This is a genomic window from Gilvimarinus sp. 2_MG-2023 (assembly GCF_030547685.1).
Classification (GTDB): domain Bacteria; phylum Pseudomonadota; class Gammaproteobacteria; order Pseudomonadales; family Cellvibrionaceae; genus Gilvimarinus.
The window spans coordinates 66,645-82,335 of record NZ_JAUOQM010000028.1; the positions used below are offsets into that span (position 1 = coordinate 66,645).

18 protein-coding genes are annotated in these 15,691 nt (G+C 52.6%); 5 read left to right on the forward strand and 13 right to left on the reverse strand.

Translation table 11 applies throughout. The annotated features are described in order from the left end of the window. Positions 1-6: 6 nt before the first annotated feature. The 13 genes from Q4526_RS06425 to Q4526_RS06485 are packed head-to-tail and all read right to left on the reverse strand — an operon-like array spanning position 7 to position 11,032. Complete coding sequence (locus tag Q4526_RS06425; RefSeq protein WP_215976101.1) at positions 7-2,340, reverse strand: MMPL family transporter; 2,334 nt, start codon at positions 2,338-2,340, stop codon at positions 7-9. 6 nt (positions 2,341-2,346) lie between these two features. Further along, on the reverse strand, positions 2,347-2,991 hold the full coding sequence (locus Q4526_RS06430) for an outer membrane lipoprotein carrier protein LolA (protein ID WP_215976102.1): 645 nt from the start codon (positions 2,989-2,991) through the stop codon (positions 2,347-2,349). Between the two features lie 14 nt (positions 2,992-3,005). Next, the gene (locus Q4526_RS06435) at positions 3,006-3,467 is read right to left on the reverse strand and encodes a thioesterase family protein (RefSeq protein WP_215976103.1); all 462 of its coding nucleotides are present in this window, start codon (positions 3,465-3,467) and stop codon (positions 3,006-3,008) included. Further along, positions 3,460-5,016, reverse strand: a complete 1,557-nt coding sequence (hutH, locus tag Q4526_RS06440) for a histidine ammonia-lyase (protein ID WP_215976104.1) — start codon at positions 5,014-5,016, stop codon at positions 3,460-3,462. The genes Q4526_RS06435 and hutH overlap by 8 nt, the downstream gene beginning before the upstream one ends. Next, a complete protein-coding gene (locus Q4526_RS06445; RefSeq protein WP_215976105.1) occupies positions 5,006-5,974 on the reverse strand; it encodes a hypothetical protein in 969 nt (322 codons plus the stop codon). The genes hutH and Q4526_RS06445 overlap by 11 nt, the downstream gene beginning before the upstream one ends. Then, a complete protein-coding gene (locus tag Q4526_RS06450; protein ID WP_215976106.1) occupies positions 5,971-6,723 on the reverse strand; it encodes a glycosyltransferase family 2 protein in 753 nt (250 codons plus the stop codon). Before Q4526_RS06450 ends, Q4526_RS06445 begins: the two co-directional genes overlap by 4 nt. Then, positions 6,720-7,073: a hypothetical protein gene (locus Q4526_RS06455; protein WP_215976107.1), complete on the reverse strand. Its 354-nt coding sequence runs from the start codon at positions 7,071-7,073 to the stop codon at positions 6,720-6,722. The genes Q4526_RS06450 and Q4526_RS06455 overlap by 4 nt, the downstream gene beginning before the upstream one ends. Next, a complete protein-coding gene (locus Q4526_RS06460; protein WP_215976108.1) occupies positions 7,073-8,452 on the reverse strand; it encodes an AMP-binding protein in 1,380 nt (459 codons plus the stop codon). The genes Q4526_RS06455 and Q4526_RS06460 overlap by 1 nt, the downstream gene beginning before the upstream one ends. Continuing rightward, positions 8,449-9,006, reverse strand: a complete 558-nt coding sequence (locus tag Q4526_RS06465) for a hypothetical protein (RefSeq protein ID WP_215976109.1) — start codon at positions 9,004-9,006, stop codon at positions 8,449-8,451. Before Q4526_RS06465 ends, Q4526_RS06460 begins: the two co-directional genes overlap by 4 nt. Beyond that, the gene (locus Q4526_RS06470) at positions 9,006-9,254 is read right to left on the reverse strand and encodes an acyl carrier protein (protein WP_215976110.1); all 249 of its coding nucleotides are present in this window, start codon (positions 9,252-9,254) and stop codon (positions 9,006-9,008) included. Before Q4526_RS06470 ends, Q4526_RS06465 begins: the two co-directional genes overlap by 1 nt. Before the next feature lie 27 nt (positions 9,255-9,281). Continuing rightward, a complete protein-coding gene (locus tag Q4526_RS06475; RefSeq protein ID WP_215976111.1) occupies positions 9,282-9,539 on the reverse strand; it encodes a phosphopantetheine-binding protein in 258 nt (85 codons plus the stop codon). After that, entirely contained in the window at positions 9,532-10,308 is a 777-nt protein-coding gene (locus Q4526_RS06480; RefSeq protein WP_215976112.1) for a 1-acyl-sn-glycerol-3-phosphate acyltransferase, read from the reverse strand. Before Q4526_RS06480 ends, Q4526_RS06475 begins: the two co-directional genes overlap by 8 nt. Then, on the reverse strand, positions 10,301-11,032 hold the full coding sequence (locus Q4526_RS06485; RefSeq protein WP_215976113.1) for a beta-ketoacyl synthase chain length factor: 732 nt from the start codon (positions 11,030-11,032) through the stop codon (positions 10,301-10,303). The genes Q4526_RS06480 and Q4526_RS06485 overlap by 8 nt, the downstream gene beginning before the upstream one ends. A gap of 231 nt (positions 11,033-11,263) precedes the next feature. Between Q4526_RS06485 and Q4526_RS06490 the strand changes: the two genes are divergently transcribed. The 5 genes from Q4526_RS06490 to Q4526_RS06510 are packed head-to-tail and all read left to right on the forward strand — an operon-like array spanning position 11,264 to position 15,614. Beyond that, positions 11,264-12,166, forward strand: coding sequence for an ABC transporter ATP-binding protein (locus Q4526_RS06490; protein WP_215976114.1), 903 nt, complete (start codon positions 11,264-11,266; stop codon positions 12,164-12,166). Continuing rightward, the gene (locus Q4526_RS06495; protein WP_215976115.1) at positions 12,163-13,326 is read left to right on the forward strand and encodes an ABC transporter permease; all 1,164 of its coding nucleotides are present in this window, start codon (positions 12,163-12,165) and stop codon (positions 13,324-13,326) included. Before Q4526_RS06490 ends, Q4526_RS06495 begins: the two co-directional genes overlap by 4 nt. Next, the gene (locus Q4526_RS06500; RefSeq protein ID WP_215976116.1) at positions 13,319-13,591 is read left to right on the forward strand and encodes a phosphopantetheine-binding protein; all 273 of its coding nucleotides are present in this window, start codon (positions 13,319-13,321) and stop codon (positions 13,589-13,591) included. The genes Q4526_RS06495 and Q4526_RS06500 overlap by 8 nt, the downstream gene beginning before the upstream one ends. Continuing rightward, positions 13,588-14,757, forward strand: coding sequence for a beta-ketoacyl synthase N-terminal-like domain-containing protein (locus Q4526_RS06505; RefSeq protein ID WP_215976117.1), 1,170 nt, complete (start codon positions 13,588-13,590; stop codon positions 14,755-14,757). Before Q4526_RS06500 ends, Q4526_RS06505 begins: the two co-directional genes overlap by 4 nt. Then, on the forward strand, positions 14,757-15,614 hold the full coding sequence (locus Q4526_RS06510) for a beta-ketoacyl synthase N-terminal-like domain-containing protein (protein ID WP_303609562.1): 858 nt from the start codon (positions 14,757-14,759) through the stop codon (positions 15,612-15,614). The genes Q4526_RS06505 and Q4526_RS06510 overlap by 1 nt, the downstream gene beginning before the upstream one ends. Positions 15,615-15,691 lie beyond the last annotated feature (77 nt).

Genomic DNA, 15,691 nt, shown 5'->3' on the forward strand with positions numbered 1-15,691 from the left:
CCCATTTCACTTATGTTGCGCCAAGGGCGCCAATAAAAATGCCAGTACAATTCCCAACAAAACCGCCAAACCAAAATGCGCTATGGCTTGGGTACCACTTAACGCCAGTAGGCCAAAAGATAACACGGTCGTTACAGTGGATAAACCAATGGCCAGTAACGTAGACCTTGATACCCCGCCGGATTCGCGCACAAACAGTGTGTAATCAATACCAATGCCCAACACGAGCATTAAGGCCATAATATGAAACACACTGATATCAATGCCCACAACCAGTAGCCCACACAAGGTAATCACACTGGCGATGGCAGGAGGGGCAATAACCCTTAGCGCCCCGAGCACACCATAAGGTCCACACAAAAGCACCCCGATTAAACCATAGGCCAGTGCCAACAGTCCGCTAGCGTTGTGGCGATACTTTTGCAGTAATTGATTGGTCCGAGCCACAGGGTCTACCCATTGTGCATAGGGCCAAGGGGCTACCAGCGACGCCAAATAATGAGTATCGAGCGGCGTATTGAGTGTGATCACACTGTACACTTTGTCATCGCGCTGAAACACCAAGGGCACGGCAGCATATTGCCCGCTAGCGACTAACACTGCATCAGGCTCAATAAAAGGCACTTCTTGCTGGCTGGCCATCATTGACGCCACAGCCTTTGAGTTAACTCCAAGGCTGATCAGCACGGATTCTAATACCCCCGAATCTATCACTCGCTCTTGCCACAGTAACTGATTGGCTCGCTGTTGCTGCACGCTAGGCAACCAGTGGTTAAGCGCAGCAAAACTGGCCAAATGACCGGTTTGTTGGAGAGGCGCAAGTGCGGCATCCACCGCTTGCACGCGGTTAAGAAGTTGCGGGTAATCGTCAGCTTCTAACAATATGTATTGCATTGCCCTGCGCCCCCCAAGCTGAGTGCGGAACACCTCTTCCATATCGAGCAACTCCTGCGGTGCATTTTGCATTTGGCGGATATCGTCATTACTTTGCCAAAGCGGCCATATCAACACGACCATTAGCAGTAATATCAAACCGCTCAAGCGTCGACGAAACAATTCCGCCACAGCCTGATGACGCCTTTGCCCCCAGTTCAGTAAATTTAGTAAGGGGCGCGATAGTCCATGCCGACTGGGCTTGCGTAGCAAAATCGGGTAGAGCCCCATAACAGTGACAAAAGCCGCCACTAGGCCAGCGCTGGACATCACCGCTATCTGGGTAAACCCCGGAAAGCCCGTGGCGGTAAAGCTTAAATACCCCGCCACACTGGTCAATAACCCTAAGCTAAGTGGCGCAAGTAAGCGACGGTAATCCGAACCCAGCTGCCAGTGTTGCTGGGCATCTAAACGTTTGGCATAAAAGTGCAAGGTGTAATCAATGGCCACCCCAACCAAGGCCGAGCCGAACACCAAGGCAATAATATGCACTTGGCCAAACCACCATTGCACGACACTGAGTCCGGCCAGCACACCCACAGCAATGGGAACGAAGGCCAACAACAGTAAACCCACACTGCGAAATACCAATAAAAACAAACACACAATACCGATTAACGAGCCCAAACCGACGGTAGAGATTTCACTACGTGCCTGCTCGGCACCCGCCTGGGTGTAGAAAAAGGCTCCGGCATAAAGCAGGTCGGCACCTGGCAAAGCGCGGAGCTCATTAAATGCCTGTGACAATGCCTGCCCCGCCGTTTGCTGCACCTCGAGGCGGTAGGGTGAATCGGCCAAGGTCAGGCGCATTAGGGCGTAATCGGCCCCGCCAATATCCACCATAGCCAACCCTGCGTCCGACAGGCGAACTGATCCTAGATCTGACTGCCAGCTATCTTTAAAATCGGCAAGACTGCCTAGAGGGTCTGTATGCAACTCAGCCGCGGAAAAACCACCCGGACGCATCAATAACCGGCGCAAGGTGTGTTCTTTTAGTTGCTCGGCTGACAGATTTTGCAGGCGGTCGCGCCATTTCGCGCTAAGTAGTAACGCGGGGTGAGCACCCGGTAAACTAAAAGTTTGTTCGCCGGCTAAACCGGCGGCATCCGCGCCTACTTTGGCGAAGCAGGCGCAGTCGGTCAAACGTGCGGTAACCGAGGCGATGGCCACTTGCAGCTGGGCCTGATCGCTGGTGTGCACCAGTAGTAATATCTCTCGCTCAATCTGTGAGGCTCGCTTGCGATTGGCTATCACCTCAGCTGATTGTTCAGTTTGCCCGGGGAAAAGTGCAAGCAGGTCATTATTAAACTGCAACCGGTGTAAGCCCGCCACACCGAACACAATCGTGGTCAGCATAAGCAAAAGACAAGCGTATTGAAAGCTGCGCACAGCTCGCCCCATGCTCACACTCTATTACTCCTCGGCCTGTGCGGCGTACTGGAATTGAATTCGGGTGTAATCGGCATTGGGTTCCTGCACGGTGACGTTGTGCAACCTGCCTTGCTCACCGGTAACGACAATCGCCGCAATGGCGCTTGCTAAACGTTTATTATTAGGCAGCAAACGCAATTGCCATTGAGCATCCAACTCCGAGTGTGGTAGCTGTACGGTAAAAAAGGACTCTAAGCCTTTTAGTTGCAAATCAAAAAGTTTGCCCACAATTTGAAAAAAACCATACACCGATGGTTCTTTGCGAGCGGTAATTTCGGTTTGCTCACCCTCTAGGGTGCGCATGATTGTGCCATCGACAATACGGTAAAGCACGGCAAAAGGTTCTTGCACCGACCAAGTCAGATCACCATTCGTTTTTAAGTCGAAAGTGCCGGAAGAGACCAACGGTTCATTCAAAATGGCCATATATTTATGTTGTTGCATTTGGCCGTGCACCGGTAAGGAGTTTGCCAGCTGAGCCGCCACGGACTGCAGATGTTTTTGATCATCTGCACTGCTGGCATTGCGCCATTTGCCATCAGCGGGGCCGTTGTCGGCACTGCTGCTGGCATCAGCCCAAGCGTTCACACACAAAAGACACAGTAGGCATACACTCAGCCATTTCATCACTACACCTCTTTTCACCTAGGATTTTCTGACGCTGGTGTGGTGGGCTGTTGCTTGTGATAGGCGGCTAATTTTTGCGCCAGAACATCAGGCATCGCAAAGCACATTTCATTGCTACTCAAATCCACCGCCACCTGCACTGTGTAACCTTTAGTAAGCACCTGATTCGTGTCGGCATCGACAATACGGTAGGCAATTTTTAGCCGCACTTCCCACTCTTCCAATGTGGCTTCAATACGTACAGTGCGATTAAACAGAGCTGGGCGCACGTACTTAATGCGTAAATCCACCACCGGAAAACCAAAGCCCGAATCACGCATGGTTTGGTAGTTATAGTCGAGCGCGTCGAGCAATTCGCAGCGCGCGTCTTCAAAATATTTCACATAGTGGCCGTGCCAGACAATATCCATACTGTCGACATCATAAAACGGGATTTTGCGTTCCAGTGACACTGTCACGAGTTGTGTTTTAGTCATTGGGGTAAAGCTCCCAGCGCTGGTCGCGAATCAGCTGAATGGTTTGGCGCAGCACACCTTCCAGTGGCCGATCCTCATCGACGATATCAAAGTATTCTCGCACCTCTGAGTACATAGACTCCAGGGTGGGTGTAATAGCACTGTGGTCAAAGTCACCTTGCTGTTTACGCAGATAAAACGCTTGGGTGGCAGCCAGTAAGCCGGCCGCTACAACTTGCTCGGTTAACTCCAGCACTCGTTCGCAATCGCGGGCCGCGATGGTACCCATACTGACCTTATCTTGGTTGTGACACTCAGTGGAGCGAGAAAAGACACTGGCTGGCATGGTGTTTTTAAGGGCTTCGGCCGCCCAGGCTGATGTACCAATTTGTACGGCTTTAAAGCCGTGATTGATCATTGCCCGGTCTGGCGTTGCCCCCGACAGGTTGGATGGTAAACCATTATTGAATTTCACATCCATCAGCAGCGCCATCTGGCGATCGACCAAATCGGCCACATTGGCAACGGCCACTTTTAACGAGTCCATGGCGAACGCAATATGACCACCGTAAAAATGACCACCGTGCAGTACATGCTCGCCCTCACCGTCGATAATAGGATTGTCATTGGCGCTGTTCAATTCGGTTTCAATAAACTGACGGAACCAGGGCAGCGAATCTTGCAGCACACCGATAATATGTGGGGCGCAGCGCACTGAGTATCGATCTTGCAATCGGTCGGAGTTACGCTCCACCTCGGCGGCTTGTAGGTCGTCGTGAATCCAGCGGGCAATTTGACCTTGGCCGGGGTGCGGCTTAACGGAAAACAACTTGCCATCAAAATGATTGGTGTTGCCTTTTAGGGCCACGCTCACCATCGCCGTTAAGCGGGTGGCCAACTTGGCCAAATACTGTGCGCGATCAAAGGTCAGGCAAGCAATGGCGGTCATGACCGCGGTGCCGTTCATAATCGCCAAGCCTTCTTTAGGGCGCAGCTGCAATGGGGTTATGCCTTGCGCCTGTAAAACTTCGGCGGTGCTTTTGCGCTCGCCTTTAAAATACACATCGCGCTCGCCCACCAAAGACGCGGCCACATACGACAGCGGGGTTAAGTCACCACTGGCGCCCACCGAGCCCTCTTCGGGAACCACGGGCACAATATCTTGCTCAATATAGTCTGCCAAGCGATCCAACAATTCCATGCGGACACCGGAATAGCCGCGCGACAGTGAGGCCAAGCGTGAGGCGAGAATAGCGCGACCGTGGGCGCGATCAAAATCGCGACCCAAGCCGCAACCGTGAAAGCGGGTTAAATGCAGTGGTAACTCTTCCACCAAATGCGATGGAATAGACACAGTGCATGAGTCACCATAGCCGGTTGTAACACCGTAAATGACACCCTCTTCTTGCCACAAATCTTTGACAAATTGGGCGCTGGCCTCAATGCGCTGACGCGATGCTTTCTCGTCAGTGATACGTGCACTGGCACCCCGAGAGATTGCGACGATATCTTCAATAGTGACCGGCGCACCGCCGAACTCAATGGTTTTTCGCGAAGTATTAACGGTCATTGTTGCCAGTTGCTCCTGAATCTCGCTTATCGGTTTTAGTGGTTAAATCATCATTCCAGTAGTCATAAAAATTAAACCACTGTAGTGGGTAACGATTGCACAGCGCCTCTAAACGCTGCACATACTTCCCCAAAATTTCTTGGCAGGCGGCATCGCGCTTGCTGCGCGCTACCCTGCCGCCATCGTACAATAAATCCATACTGGCCTCGTAGCCACTTTCGGTGGTGTAGCCGGCTAAGAAATACACTGGCGCGTCCAACATTAGGGCCAGCCAAAAGGGGCCAGCGGGAAAACGGGCGCTCGCACCAAGAAAATCAGCCTCAAAAAAGCGCTCGCTATTAGCCGGTGGCAGACGGTCGGCCAATAAGATTAAGAACTCGCCCTGATCCAGTTTATCTTTCAGCATCATGGCAGTGGCTGGCGTGACATCTGTGACCGGAATTAAACGCACATCGGTATTGCTGTTTGCACTACGCAGTAGTTCATTAAAATTTTCGGTGCTGCCCGCGTGTAAAATGACATTCAATTTTAACGAACCATCATTTGCCACCACCGCGCGGCACATTTCCAAATTGCCAAAATGCGCACCCAATAAAAGCCCGCCGCGCTTTTCATTTTGCAGCGCCTCCAAGGTGGCGTGCCCTGGAAAATGCACCTGGGTGCGCTGAAGCCGCCCCATCCAGGCGCCCAGCCGATCCATTAGAGCTCGCCCAAACGCCAAGTGATGGCGCCAAACTTGCCACAAGTTGGCACGACGCCCCGTGGCCCGCGCTAAATAAGCCGCTGAATGACGACGCGTGGAGCGGCGGGTAAGAAAAAAATACAGCACTACCAAACAAACCACAGGGTAAGCCAGATAGTGACCACCGTGGCGATAAAACCAAAACAATAACCGCATGGCTCGCAAACTGCCGCGTTCGCGAATATTATCCCAACCGGAACTTTGCGGGGCGCTCATGCCAACCACCGGCGCAGCTTGCGCGCGATTAAAACCGGTGAGCGAAGAATCATTCCAACCACCAGCCGGGTGTGCATCCAGCTTATGGCCACATTGTCACCCCACAAACGAAAATTCGAGTAACCCTGCTCGGGATAAATCACTTTAGTGGGGACGGATATCACGCGCAAACCGCGCCAGTACAATCGCACTAAAATCTCGGTATCAAAATCCATGCGCGCGCCAATTTTGACATCCCGCGCGAGCTCAATAACGGGTTGTAATGGGTAGGCTCGAAAACCGCACATCGAGTCTTTAATATCAAACGATAAGGTTTCCACCCACACCCAAAAATGCGTGATGTACCGACTGTAGAGCCGGTGCTTGGGTACGCTGGCATCGTATTGGGGGATGCCGGCAATAACCGCCTTGGGGTGGGCCTGTGCCTCGGCTATTAACAGGCCTGTATCTTCTACGTTGTGCTGTCCATCGGCATCAATTTGCACAGCGTGGCTGTAACCTAAGTTATAGGCGTGGTGCATTCCCAGCAATACAGCAGAACCTTTGCCACCATTAGGGTGTTGCTCAACCAACTCACTACCGGTTTCTGTACACAGTGCTTGCAGAGTGTGGCCCGCCTCAGCATCGCCACCGTCATTCACCACAATACAATCAATGCCCTGGCCGCGCAGATAACGCAACGAGGGGCTCAGTAGATGCGCGTGATTATAAACGGGAATGACCACACACAGACGAAAGGTATCGGTCATTTTGACACCTCTTCGACCTTGAGCACACCGCGCGAACAATCACCCAGAGCATTGCGATAGCGAAACTTAAGCTGTTGCGCTTCAGGGCGGTACTGCAAACTCAGCATCAGCGATACCGGCGGGCGCACCAGCTGTTGAAATTTATTAGATACTTGGCCGCGACAATCAAAACGGCACGCAAAAAAGCGCTCAGCCAATTGCAGCGCCCAACCAATTTGCACCACGCCCGCCAGTACAGGCAGGTCCGTAAAGTGACCAGCAAAGCACGGTAAATCCTCTCTGAGTTCGATACCAAGCTCAATGCTATTGTCACCTTGATCAAGGACTTGTATCTCTGGCGGCAGCAACATTAATGTTCTCTCTCACTGAGTAATTGCTGAATAGTCGCGGCCACTACTTTGCCCTGATTGTTGCGCGGCAAGGTCGTAAAATACCGCCAGCGTCGCGGTAACAACGGTCTCTCAAAATAAGTCGAGAGGTGGTTCTTTAACGTAGTATTGATGAACAATTTTTTTTCATTGTGCAGCGCACTCAAACCCGCTTCGCTCAGCGCCACCACCATACCAACCTCATCTCTGCGACCGCGTACAACTGCCGCACGGCTTTCTTGCACCCATGGGTGCTCGCTCAACCGAGCTTCCATCTCGCTCAACGATAAGCGTTTACCTTCTACCTTGACGATAGTGTCGGCCCGGCCCAACAAATGAAAACGACCATCGGCTAAAAACTCAACCTTATCGCCCATCACAAATTCATGGAGGCCACCTAAGTGCGCGCTGCGCACACGCAGCTGTCCCTCTGCTGTGGGCTCGACTTCAACACCGGGCAAAGCCGCCCAGGAGGACGATTCGCTGCGCCTACGATACGCTACGCCACCGGTTTCAGTACTGCCCAATATTTCCCACGGGGCATGCCCGACAATGTTCGCCATCGCTTGGGCATCCGTTTCTGCCAACAGTCCGCCGGATGAAAAAATTGCCGCTAAGCCTTCTGCTTGCTGACAAAATACCGGGGTTTGCGGCAAGCGCGACAAATGCGTAGGGCTAGACACCAACACTACCGGCGCCAATTGTGCGACCTGACCGGCCAAGACTTCAGGGTAGTGGCCAGCTTCCAGCATAATGGGCGCACGGCGAGCCAAAGGCCACAGTAAAAAATGCAATAACCCGTAGATATGCTGGTGCGAAACGGTAGCCAGTACCGGATGCTGTGCCACCGCGTCGGCGAAAACTTGTTGTAATTCGGCCAACTCACAGTGCAAATCGGCGAAGGTTTTGGCGATAGGTTGCGGAGTTGAGGTAGTGCCCGAGGTAAACAGAACCAATTCAACCTGCTCGTTAATATCTTGCTCACCCAAATCGGCAGGATTATCAGTTTGTGCCAACAGTTGCTCTAACTGCCAATAAGAGCTGTGTAAGGCCAGAGCGGGATCATCGCTAATCAGTGCAGAAAAATGCTGCCCCAAACAATCAGCGGTACCCGCCTGTAAGTTATGGGGCATCACAATACGCTTACCAGCCAGAGCCAGGGCGATAAACACGCATAGAAAATCCCAAGGGTTGGTAAGCCAGACGCCGACATGGTGCTCATCTTTTTGCACCAAGCTCTGATATAACGCCTCGACGCGCAGCTTTAAATCATCGGCGCTGTAGCGACGTTGAGCGTCCAGAGCGACGCAATGGGCTCCGCCTTGCAACGCCAAGCTGCCAATATTAAAAGATGTGCTCATAACGCGTGTTTTTTTCGAAAAATTAATTGTCTGTAGGCAAACTCACCGCCCAACAGCACCCCCATAAAGAGGTAAGCGATAAAACCGTTGTACAGCGCCCATGTCGCGCGCGTTGCCAATACCGCAGTCGCCGCGGCTATGGCTGCATTTATTATAAAAAACCCAATCCACATCCATGTCACATTGAGAGTGTAACCCACCACCACCTCCGGCAGCCCTTCAGGGTGCTCCAGTGCGGCCATTCGGGCCGGTATAGTGGGTGGATAAAAAACGGAGTAAGCAAAAACAGCCGCCATGGTTAAGTTAATTAAACTGGGCAAGAACTTCAGCAGCAGCTCATTATTACTCCACCAGATCATACCGGCAAAAGATACTAGCCCCAGTAACAACATTAACCTTTGCCACCACTGCTTCACTTTGAAGGCGAGGCGAGTCAAATACACCGCCGCAATGGCCACACCGAGAATCCGAGGTTCCAGCCATTGCATGCCGATATACACCAGCAGTGGATACAGCAACAGCACAACAATGGCTATTGCTGTGAGGATGCGCATTAGTCCTTGCTCAGCAAATCATCAACGACATTGACGGCATCGCCAATCGTTCTAACGCCTTTAAACTGTTCGGGTTTTAATTGCTTGCCCGTCACGCTGTGAATTTTAGCGGCCAGGTCAATGGCATCGATACTGTCAAAGTCGAGATCCTGATACAGATCGGCGTCCAATGACACGTCTGCCTCGTCAATCATAAATGAGTTGACCAGTACGGACTTGAGTTCGTTATAAATTTCGTCTTTTGTCATGAAACTGTCTATGTATGTTTGGGGTATTTAGGCCTGTTGAGCCAAGACAAAGTCGCGCAAGCTGGCGACACTGCGAAAATGCTCTTTATTTTGCTCAGAGTTTGCGTCAATTTTAACATTAAAGCGCTTTTGTAAGGCCAAGCCGATCTCTAATGCGTCAATTGAATCCAACCCCAAGCCGTCGCCGAACAGTGGCGCTTCGGTGTCGATATCTTCGATAGTGATATCTTCGAGCTCCAGCTCTTCGATAATCATTGTTTTTATGTCGTGATCAAGATCAGTCATAGCTTTTCAAACCTTCCTCAAAATACTGCTCTAGGTGGTCAGTCAATAATCTGGCCGCCTTGGGCTTGTCGTCAAAATCTTCAATAAGTGCATGAGGCTCTAAAGTCTCTTGCAGATACACATTAAAATGTCCCTTGCTAGGTGGCACCTGGTACCACTTCTCCCCTTTGGTTAGCATTAGGGGTTTGCAAGTAATAAAAGCCGTTAATAATGGAGCACCTGTGCGTACTGCCACATTGGCCACTCCGCGCTTAAACTGCAAGGGTTGACCCGGTATTGTGCGCGAGCCCTCCGGAAAAATCAGCACGGCCTGCCCCTCTGCCAATGCTTGTTTGCAACCTTGCAAAAGCTCGTCGGCGCTGCCGTTACTGATAAATCCAGCCGAGCGCATAACCCCACGAGTAAACCAATTTTGCCAGAGCGCACTTTTTACCACGCAGTTCGCTTCGGGCAAACGGGCGAATAGAATTACCACATCAATCAAAGAGGGGTGATTGGCAATCACTATGCAACCGGCCGAGCGCTGCAAAAGGGCGCTATTATGCAACGTCACACGGATGAGTCCCAGTACTTCCATCAATTTCACGAAGCATGCGAAGTTTAATTGCTGTAAACGGCGGATTTTTCGTGTTTTTTCCGGTGACTTCCCCAGCCACAGACTGTATAGCGGCAATATAAACAAAGTTTGCGCCAAAGCCGTGCCAAAAAAGAACGCAAAACAAAAGCCCGTTGCCAGTATTCGCCAAAGGCGGTTCAGTCGCTTAAGCATCAGTCAATACTCGCGCCCAACACCACTGATGCCGGTTACTGGTGTAGGTAATGGTCGCCGCATCGGCAAACCAACCAGCCAGAAAGCTCGCCAACATAGACACATCGGTGCGCGGGGTTTGCGCGCCAGACATAGTCAAAGACAGGCAGCGCCCACCCTCTTGCGGGGTACGGCTGAGTAGCATGGCCGCCGCCGCGGGCATGTCCCGCTCATCGGTAAAGGGCTGATAAAACTCGTGCAGGGGTTCGTCGGTATGTACCAAAAGCACCGACTCACTGCCGCTGGCCAGCCAGCTACAGGCCTCCTGCCAGGCGGCGGCCAGGGTATCGGCACCGGCGGCCAGTGCTAGAGACGGGGCATGTATATCCTTAAGAATTGTGAATAAACCGAGCGCCGAATTATGTACCGACAAACTAAAAGCATTGGGGCTGAGAGGCTCACCGCGAGCGAGATCTTGTAGTAATTTGAAGGTGCGCGCGGTATCGCCGTGGCGCGAGGAGAAAATCACCGGCGTACCGGCTGCCAAAGCTGGCACTAACGGCTCTGCCACCTCCATAGCCTGACGCCCCCAGCGCGTTAAACGGCGACGGGTCATGGCCGGAACCCCTTGCGCGGCGGGCTTATCGTCGCCACTGGGCAGAGTCTCAAGGCTAAACCCTTGCCAATCAGCTTGCGTTTCCAGTCCTGGCGCCCAAGCGTGAAGTTGTGATACCCACACGTGCATAATCTGTGCTCTTATTTGAGTTCGTATCCCTAAACGGCCACGGGTCGTGACCTACGGCTCTTAGCCCTTTGGCAAAACCCGTTATTTTACACTACTGCCGCACGGGCTCCCACTGTAATAAAAGGGTTTCACTGCCTGAAATGGGGTTATCGCTGGCATATTCGGTTAACAGCCCACCCTTAAAACAGGTATAGTTGCGCCTTTCATCCATTCCCCACTGAGGCCTCAAACTTGCTGACTCTGGAGAGCGTCACTTTCGGCTACCGCAAACGCACAACGTGTATCGATGATCTATCGCTATCGCTGCAAGCGGGCCAGACCTTAGGGCTGCTGGGGCCCAATGGTGCTGGCAAGACGACCTTGGTGGCGCTGGTAACCGGCCAGCGCAAGCCAACCTCAGGCAAAATTTTGTTTGAGGGACAAGCTGTTGAACTCGGCCACCCAGGTATTGCACTGGTACCTCAGGAATACGCTTTCTACGAGCGGCTCACTGCACGGGAAAACCTGATGTTTTTCGCCGGTCTTTTAGGCCTGGCGCGCGACATACAAAAAACACGGGTGACACAGGCTCTGTCGCAAACGGAATTAACCCACTGTGCCGACCAAAAAGCGGGCACCTACTCAGGTGGACTCAAGCGCCGATTGAACTTTGCCATAGCGCTGCTGCAAACCCCCAAGTTATTAATTATGGATGAGCCAACAGCCAATGTGGACCCACAATCTCGCGCCTTTTTGCTCGATACCATTGCCCAAGTAAAGCAACAGGGCACAGCCATTATTTACACCTCTCATTTACTATCCGAGGTGGAAGCCATTGCCGATCACGTTGCACTCTTACATCAGGGTAAAATATTACTGGAGGGCGAGCTGGCCACACTTCTGACCGAAGATCACCGCCACCTGGAAGTGCAACTGAGCGAGCCGATCAGCGAGCACTGCCAAAGCCAATTCACCTTAGAGGCACTGGAAAACCTTTGGTACCGCTGCGATTTGCGCAGCCAGTCTGCACCTCCCGGCGCCCTGCTGGCAGCGCTGGAAGCTGATGGGGCGCATATTCGTCAACTGCGCTACGGCCAGCACCGATTAGAAGAGCTCTATCTGCGCGCCCTAGCCGAAACGGAGGGTAAGCCATGATTGCGCTGCTCGCGGCCATCAAAAAAGAAGCGCTGTTACTCGTTCGCGATTGGCACGCTCTGGCCCTGCTGTTTATTATGCCGCTGGTTTTTATTGTCATTATGTCGATGGCATTGCAAGAGCGGTTTGGCATTGAAGGCGGCGTGCAGCTAACCGGACAAATACACGACCTAGCTCAAAGTCCATCCAGCCAGGCTTTTTTACAACAATTGCGCGGCACGGATCATCTATCGCTCAACGCCCATCAAGGCCCCCTGAGCCAGCAGGGTGATTTATTTGCCATTACCCTGCAGCCGGCGTTTGATCAAGCGCTGGCAGGCGCCAATAATCAGGCTGGGGTACTGATTACCTTTGCCGCCGAACTGGGTAAGCGCGAACGAATGTTAGTTGGCGCGGCTGTGCGCGAAGTGTTCGCTGTCTTTAACAGCACGTTAATTGCCGAAGATCTCGGTTACGACCGCGATTACGCCGAGGCCGAGTTTTTACGCACGGGTTTTATCGAAGTCGATACAACTACACCATCAAGCCTTTCGACTCCGACAGCGGTGCAGCAAAATGTTCCCGCCTGGCTAATTTTCGCCATGTTCTTTGTGGCCGTGCCTCTGTCCACCGCTGTCATCAGTGAACGACAACTTCGCACTCTGGCACGAGTAAAAACCTTTGGCGCCTCCACAACATTAATTTATGCCGCTAAGTTAACCCCCTATTTTGTGATCAATATAATGCAATTATTATTGATGCTACTGGCGGGTAACCAATTGCTCCCCCTATTAGGCGCCGAGGGACTGGGCTTAGCCGTTGCCCTTGGCCCGCTTATGGTCATTGGGGTTTGCACCAGCTTGGCAGCGCTGGCTATGGCCAGCTTGCTGGCCGCCACCGTCAGCAGTACAGAGCAAGCCACCGTCACTAGCGCCGCGATCAATATACTACTGGCCGCCATTGGCGGTGTTATGATTCCCGTGTTTGTAATGCCGCCGACCATGCAAGCCATTGCCGCTTGGTCACCCATGGCTTGGGCTCTGGATGGTTTTATTGCCGTACTAGTAAGAGGTGGCTCTTGGGGCGCTATTGCCCTACCTGCACTTAAATTATTGAGCTTGGCCTGCGTATTAATGATCTTGGCCATCGCCCTATTAAAAAGAGGACAACAGGATGGTTAGCCCCGTCTCTGACGAATTAAAACTGCGACTAAAGCAAATTATCATTGAAGAGTGCGACAAAGATGAGCTGACGCCCGACGACATTGCCAACGATGAGCCCCTGCTCACTGGGGATTTGGATTTGGATTCGCTGGACGTACTGCAAATTTGTATGGCGGTTAAAAAGGAATACGGTGTGCGCATTGAGGGCAACACCGCGGCACGGCGTGCCCTGAAAGATATTGATGCACTGGCTCAAACCATTGCCGACGCCACTGCCGAATGAGTGTTTGCATTCGCCAACTAGCCGCCCATTGCAGCTTGGGGAGTGATTTATCCTCTTGCGTGGAGTCGCTCAGCCGCCTCGAGTTGCCCGCACCCGTAAAGCGCCATTTCGATTGCTCTCACGAACAAGTGGCTATTCCCTATTTCCGGATGCGCAATAAACCCAGCGGTGATTTTTATCAAATCCTGATCAACCGGCTCGCCAACTTGCTGGATCGCGCCGAATTAAATGCTGACGACCGTTTAGACACAGCACTGCTGATCGGCTCTTCATCTTTTGATGTGCATATATCCGAGCAGCAATATCAGCAAGACCTCGCCAAACTCGGTGACCAGGCCGCCGTGTCGATGCCCATTGTCGGCTATGGCAAACTGGCCGAAACTTTCGGCGAAAGCTTGGGGCTTTCATCGCACCGCTACACATATTCAACCGCCTGCACATCCAGCGCCAACGCCCTGCTGTACGCCAAGCAGCTGATCGAGCAAGGGCAAGTAAAACACGCACTGGTGCTGGGACTAGAGCCGGAAAACAACACCAGCGTGCTCGGTTTTTACGGGCTGGGATTAATCTCACCCAGCGAGCAAATGCACCCCTTTGACGACGATCGCGACGGGCTGGTATTGGGTGAAGCCTTAGGTGCGGCACTGTTAAGCGCGGCCGATGTTACCCCTGCCCCACAGCGACGCTTCACCTTGGCCGGCGGGGCCATTGGCACCGACAACCACAGCCTAACCGCCGCCCACACCAGCGGTTCGGAGATTGCCCGAGTCATTGATCAGGCGTTACAGCAGGCGAAAATTTCGCCCGCCGATATACAGGCCATTAAAGCGCACGGCACCGCCTCATTAAAAAACGACGAGGCAGAAGCGGCCGCGCTCAATCGAATTTTTGCTGGCGCCATTCCTCCCGCTTTCGCCCTTAAGCCCTATATTGGCCACACTTTGGGCGCCTGTGGCGCGCTGGAATTGGCGTTGACATTAGGCTGCTTGCAAACGGGCTACCTGCCGGCCACCCCCTCAGCTAAAGGCGATGGCGGCCTAGGGGTAAAACTGCTGCGGCAATTAAAACCCAGCCAGCCGGGGTATTACCTACTCAATTGTTTTGCCTTTGGCGGTAATAACAATGCACTGATCATTCACGACCAAGGCGAGAAAGGCAGCGAGTGATGTATATTGAAAATAGTTATTCTCTGCTGCATAAAGTAGACGCCCAAAATCCTGTGCTGGCCGATGCGCAAGCGGTCATACAACAGTGGCACGGTAAACGTATTCGCCGAATCGATCGCTATATTCAGCTATGTGTAGCCGGAGGTTTAGCCTGCGCCGGTGAGCGCAAGCTGCCGAGCAACACCGGAGTGTATCTCTCTACCCGTTGCGGTGCTGTGTCTACCTCGTCGCAAGTCATGCACACCATAGAGAGTGAAAATGAGCTGCCCAAGCCTTTGCATTTTGTGAACACGCTCGGCAATTCAGCCGGTTTTTACTTAACCCAACTGTTGCAGCTCACCGGCACCGCTCTGGTGTTGTCGAAAGAAACGCTGTCGTTCGAAGCTGCGCTCTTACATGCCATGATGGACATCAATTCAGGGCTTTGTGATTACGCCTTGGTGGGCACCTTCGACGAAGTAGCCCTACCCGTTGATCACCAACTGCAAAGACTAAACGCCGCACCGAATGCACCGCATTTATTTGAAGGAACTCACTGGCTACTACTGAGCAAATCAGCAACCAACACGGCCATTGGCAGTCCGGTTTACGCGCGCTCGCCAAGTGAATTACTGCAAAAAATCAAGTGGCAAGGGAGCGATGTACAACTAGGATTTGAGCCCTGTGAAGAAGAGCGTCACCAGCTAGAAGGGCAAACTATTGAGGTGTTTCAGAACGAAGCCTTAGCAGCGGGAACTGTTCCCCATGGCGCCTTTGGTGCCGCCTCGCTCTTGGACGCGGCCGGGAAAAACACCCCCCTATTGCACATCAATCGGACCGAGCCGAATCACTATTGCGGGGTAGCGATCAACGCTTAAGAAACCCGCCGAGCTGTTGTTGGCTGGTGGACTATCGTTGGTTGGGAAATTAATGCTTGAGACAGAGCTGTTTTGCT